Consider the following 7,419-nt stretch of genomic DNA (forward strand, 5'->3'; position numbering starts at 1 on the left):
TCCCCGCCCGCATCGTGCTCTACGCACCCGTGGTCACGGCCGAGAACGTGGAGGAGTTCCTCCCCACCGCGTTCGAGTCCTAAACCGAACAACAGCAAGGGTGCCCGCTCATCGAGCGGGCACCCTTGTCGTTTAAGTCAGTCGCTAGCTCGTCTTCCGCCGCGAACGCACGACGAGGAGCGCCACCAGGAGCCCGATCAGCACGACGCTCGCGCCGCCAGCGGCCCAGAGCAGCCACCCCGCATCGCCTGTGTCATCCGTGGATGCCGGGGGTGCGTCATCCGACACCACGACCTCCATGTTGACCGTCGATGACGCCGGCGAGGGAGTCGTGACCGTGACGGTGACAGTCCAGAAGCCGGGCTCGAGGAATGGCTCGGGGCTGACCCACACTCCCTGCCCCTCCGGTGCCGAGACGAGTTTCACCGGGTCGAGACTGCTGCCGTCCGCCGCGATGGCGGTCGCGACAGGATCGATGATCTCCGTGACGGGATGCCCGTCCTCGACGTATCGCGCCAGGAGAGTCACACCACCCCTCCCGTCCTGGTCGAACTCCAGCTCGATGGGCCCCTCGTGCGCCGTCGCCGGCACCGCGGTTCCCAGGGTGAGAAGCAGGCCTGCCGTGAGAGCAATCGCCGCCCAGCCGCTCCGTTGCGTTGTGCGAGTCATCGTGTGTCCGTCCTTCCGGTGCCGTCCGTGCGTCGCCCGGCACTCGACCGGAACCCTATCGGGCGGCCCTGAATATGTTGTCGCCGAATTCTCAACTTGAAGCGCTCTCAGCCGAGTTACGTTCGTCGACAAGAATTAGTTGCCTGTCCAAGAACATATCAATTAGGCTCGATCCAGTTCGGTCAAAGTCGACCCGGAACTCTCCGCGTCGTCGGCCGCACTCTTGCACGCCACAGCGCAGTGGCGGTTGTCACAGAACCGAGGAGAGATTCAGTTGCGATCATCCATCCCCCACGCCATAAGGCGGTGGACAGCGGCGGCAGCAGCGTCGGCGTTGTTCGCCGGCGGATTGGCCGTCATCGCTTCCCCAGCGGTGGCAGCAGAAGCGGCACCAGCCGTACCAGCCGCAGCAGCGGCACCCGGCGACGCCTTCAAGGCACTCGTCTTCTCCAAGACCGCCGGCTTCCGCCATGGCTCGATTCCCGCGGGCATCGCCGCGATCGAAGCCCTGGGAGAGGCCAACAACTTCGAGGTCGACGCCACGGAGGACTCCGCCGCGTTCACCGAGGAGAACCTCGAACAGTACGACGTCGTGATCTGGCTCTCGACTACCGGCGACGTGCTGAACGACGATCAGCAGGCCGCATTCGAGGCCTATATCCAGAGCGGTGGCGGGTATGCCGGCGTCCACGCCGCATCTGACACCGAGTACTCGTGGCCCTGGTACGGCGAACTCGTCGGCGCCTACTTCCAGTCGCACCCCGAGAACCAGAACGCGACGATCAAGGTCGAGGATCATGCGCATCCGTCGACCTCGCATCTCGGCGACACCTGGGACCGCTACGACGAGTGGTACAACTTCCAGACCAACCCGCGTGGAGCGGTTCACGTGCTCGCCTCCCTCGATGAGAACAGCTACGAGCCGCGCGCCGGGGCGATGGGATCCGACCATCCGACGGCCTGGTGCCAGAACTACGACGGTGGTCGCTCCTGGTACACCGGTGGTGGGCACACCAATGAGTCGTACGCGGAGCCGGAGTTCCTGCAGCACCTGCTCGGCGGCATCCAGACCGCGGCCGGGGTTGACGACGGGGAGTGTGCGGCGACGCAGGATGACAGCTACCAGCTGGTCCAGCTCGTGGGCGAGACCAACAACCCGATGATGCTCGAGGTCACCAACGCCGGTGACGTCTTCTACGTCGAGCGCGATGGTCGTATCCGGCTCATCGACGGCGAGACCCAGGCGACCACGACGGCCCTCAGCCTCTCGGTCTTCCAGGAGAACGAGGACGGTCTTCAGGGCATGGTGCTCGACCCGAACTTCGATGAGAACGGCTGGATGTACCTCTACTGGTCGCCGCTCGACGTTGGGAGCTTCGGTCCACACAACGCCCTATCGCGGTTCACCTTCAATCCGGACACCCGTCTGATCGACCCGGCCAGCCGAGTCGACGTGATGCGGGTGACCGTTCAGCGCGACGAGTGCTGCCACGTCGGTGGAGACATGATCTTCGACAACGACGGCAACCTCATCCTCGTCACCGGCGACAACACGAACCCCTTCGCCTCGAGCGGATACGCACCGCTCGACGGCCAGGCCGGTCGCGCCGCGTGGGATGCACGTCGCAGTGCTGGCAACACCAACGACCTCCGTGGAAAGGTGCTGCGCATCACGCCGCAGGAGGACGGCACGTACACGATCCCCGAGGGCAACCTGTACGAGGAAGGCACGGCGCAGACTCGACCAGAGATCTACGCGATGGGCTTCCGCAACCCGTTCCGCATCGACATCGATCGGAGCACCGGAAACCTGTTCGTCGCCGACTACGGTCCTGACGCACAGAACGACAGCGCCACGCGCGGACCGGGAAACCGGGTCGAGTGGAACATCGTGTCGGAGCCGGGCAACTACGGTTGGCCGTTCTGCACGGGCAACTCGTGCTACAACCGCTACAACTTCGCGACCAATCAGTCGGGGGAGAAGTACGACCCGCAGAACCTCGTCAACGACTCGCCCAACAATACGGGCCTGACGAACCTCCCCCCGATGATCGAACCCGAGATCTGGTACAACTACGCCGGAAACCCGGACTTCCCGGAGATCGGCGGCGGTGGGGCTCCCATGGCTGGCCCCGCGTACACCTTCGACCCGGACCTCGAGTCCGACGTGAAGTGGCCGGAGTACTGGGACGGCAAGGCCCTCCTCGGTGAGTGGAACACGGGCAAGATCTTCAGCGTCCAGCTCGACAGCGAGACGGGCACCGAGATCGTCGACATCAACCGCGTACTCCCCGGGATCTTCGATCCCGCAGCGGGCTTCGCGCGAGCGATGGACCTGACCTTCGGACCGGACGGCGCGCTCTACGTCATCGACTGGGGCAGCGCGTTCTGGGGCAACAACCCCGACTCGGGCATCTACCGCGTCGAGTACACGCAGGGTAACCCGTCACCGATCGCGCGAGTATCGGCCGACGTGACCTCGGGTGCCAACCCGCTCGAGGTGCAGTTCAGCTCGGAGGGCTCGCGCCATCCGGCATCGTTGCCGATCACGTACGCCTGGGACTTCGGGGATGGAAACACCTCGACGGACGCCAACCCGACCCACACCTACACGGTCAACGGCCAGTACACGGCGACGTTGACGGTGTCGGACGGCGAGCGGACCGGCCAGGCGACGGTAACCATCACAGTCGGTAACGAGGTTCCGATCGTCACGATCGACTTCCCCGATGATGGTGGGTTCTTCGAGTGGGGCGACCAGGTCCGGTATGAGGTCAGCGTGAACGACCCGGACGGGGAGTTCAACTGCGAGAACGTCACCGTGCACCCCGCACTCGGACACGACGCCCACGCGCACCCGATGGATGTGATCCAGGGATGCGAGGGCTTCATCCAGACCGTACGCGACGACGGCCACGGCCTCGACGCGAACATCTTCTGGGTGATCGAGGCTCGCTACACCGACGACGGCGGAGAGGCGGGCATCCCGCTGACCGGCTTCGGCGGCAACATCCTCCAGCCCAAGCGCGTGCAGGCCGAGTACTTCACGTCGACCGGTCGCGTGCCGGGCATCGGCACCGACGGTGACCCCGGGGTGCAGATCGAGACGACGGAGGACGTTGACGGCCTGCGCAACATCGGATACATCGAGCCGGGGGACTGGTGGGCGCACGAGCCCATCAGCTTCTACGACATCGAGTCGATGAAGCTGCGCGTTGCCTCGAACAACGCCAACGGCGGAGTCGTCTCGGTTCGGTGGGGCGCACCCGACGGCACCGAGGTCGGACAGATCACCGTTCCGAACACGGGTGGCTGGCAGAACTGGCAGACCACGCCGACGCTCACCCTCCCGGAGAACGCCTACCAGGGTTCCGGCGGGCTGTACTTCGTGCTGCTGAGCGGTGGCATCAACGTCAACTGGATGGAGGTCGAGGGTCGCGGTGTCACCAACAACGTGCGTCCGACGGTCGACCTCACGGTCGACCCGACCTCGGGTGACATCCCGCTCGAGGTATCGGCGTCTGTCGTGGCATCCGACCCCGACGGCGAGCCCGGCGATGAGCTGACGATCGAGTGGAACCAGGGAACCGGTGACGGCTTCGTCGCGGGCACCGACACCCAGTCGTTCACGTACACCGAACCCGGAACCTGGCGCCTGACGGTGCGCGTGACGGATGCCGGCGGCGCCTACAACGACGTGTACCGCGAGATCACGGTCACCGAGCCCGCTCCGCAGCAGTGCTTCTCTGGGCGCTCGGACGACTTCGTCGGAGGCGAACTCGACTCGAGCAGGTGGACGGTGCTCAACCAGGACCAGTTCCTGGCGGTGTCGGACGGCACGCTGAAGATCCCCACTGCGAAGCAGGACTTCTACTCGACCAACAACACCACGACACCGAACCTCGTGCTGCAGCCGCTCCCGAGCGGTGCGTTCACGGCGACGACCAAGATCACCGCAGACTTCACGGGCAGCTGGCAACAGGCTGGCCTGCTGATCTGGGGTGACCAGGACAACTATGCCAAGATCGCGCTGCAGCACACCGCGACCGCCGGTGAACGGCGGATGCAGTTCCTGCGAGAGGTCGGCGGGGCGCCCAACGAAGTCGACGCATCGAACATCACGGTGCCGTCGAACTTCCCGGACACCTACTGGGTGCGGCTGACGAGCACGGACGGCGTGAACCTCAACGCGTCGTTCTCGGCTGACGGCATCACGTACACCACGATGTCGCAGACGAAGTCGCTCGCCGGCCTCGTGAACCCGCGGATCGGTCTGATGTCGGTTGCCGGCACGGGATCGGTTCCCGCTCCGGTCACAGCCGAGTTCGACTGGTTCACGATCACGCCGGATGACACGGCCGAGGCTCCGACGCCGAACGACGAGTTCGACGCATCCGCTCTCGACAAGTGCCGCTGGACTGTCCTCAACGAGAACACCGAGGGCTACCAGCTCATCGACGGATCGTTGAGGATCCAGACGACCGCGACCGACTTCTACCAGGCGAACAACACCCCGGTACCGAACCTGATCCTGCAGCCGCAGCCGGGTGAGGACTGGGTCGTCGAGACGAAGGTCGATGGTTCGGCGTTCAACCAGCAGTACCAGCAGGGTGGAATCATCCTGTACGGCAACGAGGACAACTACGCGAAGATCGACTTCATGACCACCAACACCGCGGGTTCCGCGGTGAACAGGGTCGTCGAGATGCGCAGTGAGGTGAACGCAGCCATCCAGAACCCGCAGCCCCAGAATGACGTCACGAGTTCGACGTACATCCTGAGGCTCGAGAAGGCTGGCACCACGTTCACCGGCTCGTACAGCACGGATGGCACGAACTGGACTGTCTTCCAGTCCGTGCAGAACCCCAACCTGAGCGACGCCATGGTCGGTGTCTACGCGCTCGGAGCATCGCAGACGGCTTCTGCCCCTGCGCTGTTTGACTACTTCAGGGTCGTCACCGACCCGGTCGTGGTGACGGCGACGCTGGATCCGACCGAGGCGACGGGTCAGAACGACTGGTACACCGGCCCGGTGTCCGTCACCCTCGATGTCGAGGGTGGATCCGGCACGATCTACCGCGAGTACAACCTCGACGGTGGCGGCTGGGTCGAGTACACGGCTCCGGTCGAGGTGACCGCGGACGGGGAGCACACGGTCGAGTACCGGGCGTCCTCCGAGGCGGGTACGACGGAGGCGGAGTCGGTGACGTTCAAGATCGACGCGACCGTTCCGACGGTTGCCGCGAGCGAGTCCGACCGGACGGTCACTCTCACGGGAACGGATGCCACGAGTGGTGTCTCCTCCGTGGAGTACCAGCTGGCCGGGGCATCCGGATGGACCGCCTACTCCGCACCGTTCGCGGTGCCGGGTACGGAGGCCGTCACGGTCTCGTTCCGTGCAACGGACAACGCGGGCAACGTCAGCGAGACGGGTACCTACGAGGTGCCTGCTGACTCCGGCCCGGGTGATCTCGTCAAGGATCGCGTCTTCGGCGAGAACCGGTATGACACTGCGGTGAAGATCTCGCAGCAGTCGTACCCGGAGACCGCCCCGGTGGTCTACGTCGCGAACGGGGTGAACTACCCGGATGCACTGTCGGCCGGTCCCGCGGCTGCGTTCGAGGGCGGTCCGCTGCTCCTCGTGACGCCGTCGATGGCCCCCGGCGGTGTGATCGCCGAGATCGAGCGCCTCGCGCCTGACCGCATCGTCGTCGTGGGCGGAATCCCGTCGGTCGACGAGGCTGTGTTCGCGCAGCTGAGTGGTCTGGCTGAGGATGTCACGCGCGTCGCCGGTGCCAACCGCTACGAGACCTCGAGACTCGTGGCTCAGGAAGCGTTCGGCGAGGCCGGCGCTGACCGTGCGTACCTGGCGACGGGCGAGAAGTTCCCGGATGCACTTGCCGCTGGTGGTGCAGCGGGAGCGTATGACGCGCCCGTCATCCTGGTGAACGGTTCGACCGCCTCCCTCGACTCTGCGACGGCGGGACTCCTCGGAGATCTCGGCGTGACCGAGGCGCGGGTGCTCGGTGGAATCGAGACCGTGTCCGAGGGCATCTTCGAGGGCGTTGACGCCCTCACGGATGCCGTGCGTCTCGCGGGCTCGAACCGCTACGAGACGGCACGGGCGATCAACACCGATGCCTTCGCCTCGGCGGACCGCGCCTTCATCGCGACGGGGCAGAACTTCCCCGACGCTCTGGCCGGCTCCGCGTGGGCGGGATCGCTCGGTGCTCCGCTGTACACGGTCACGCAGAACTGCGTGCCCGGCGGAGTGATCGACGATCTCGAGGCGCTCGGCGTCACGCATGTCACGCTTCTGGGTGGCCTGCCGTCGCTGAGTTCGTCGGTGTTCGCTCTCACGCGGTGCTGATGACGATCTAGCAGGTCAACGAGCGCAAGGGCCGTAGGGCCGGTGATCACTCGCCGGTTCTGCGGCCCTTGCCGCGCCCGGGGGCTTTTAGCGCGGACTTTCAGGGGGACTGCAACATAAGGGCGGAGAGCTCGGAGTGGCAGTGGCGGAGCGCGGAATTCTCGCGTTATGGTTTCGTTACCCCTGTTGGTTGGGGGCTGGTCCCGCTGCGTGATGAGGACTTATGACGATGAGCTTGCAGCTTCTGTCCGCTTGACATCAAGCGGTCCAGTGCTTATGTTGTTCGAGACGTCAATGAGGACGAAGTGGTTATCCCGGGTTTCTGCCTGTTGCCTCCTTCTTGTTGATGGTCGTTTTGCATTTCACATTCAATTCAAGGA

General features: G+C 65.1%; 2 protein-coding genes. One reads left to right on the forward strand and one right to left on the reverse strand.

Annotated features, from left to right (window positions below; all coding sequences use genetic code 11):
• Nucleotides 1-144 precede the first annotated feature (144 nt).
• The gene (locus tag HDC94_RS14400) at nucleotides 145-669 is read right to left on the reverse strand and encodes a hypothetical protein (protein ID WP_179499148.1); all 525 of its coding nucleotides are present in this window, start codon (nucleotides 667-669) and stop codon (nucleotides 145-147) included.
• 274 nt (nucleotides 670-943) lie between these two features.
• Between HDC94_RS14400 and HDC94_RS14405 the strand changes: the two genes are divergently transcribed.
• Nucleotides 944-7,039, forward strand: a complete 6,096-nt coding sequence (locus HDC94_RS14405) for a ThuA domain-containing protein (protein ID WP_179499150.1) — start codon at nucleotides 944-946, stop codon at nucleotides 7,037-7,039.
• Nucleotides 7,040-7,419: the final 380 nt, after the last annotated feature.

The organism is Leifsonia sp. AK011, assembly GCF_013410945.1.
In the GTDB taxonomy this organism is placed as follows: Bacteria; Actinomycetota; Actinomycetes; order Actinomycetales; family Microbacteriaceae; genus Rhodoglobus.

Excerpts from the sequence above, each read along its gene's own strand:
- HDC94_RS14400 (WP_179499148.1), bottom strand. The coding sequence starts at position 669 with ATGACTCGCACAACGCAACGGAGCGGCTGGGCGGCGATTGCTCTCACG.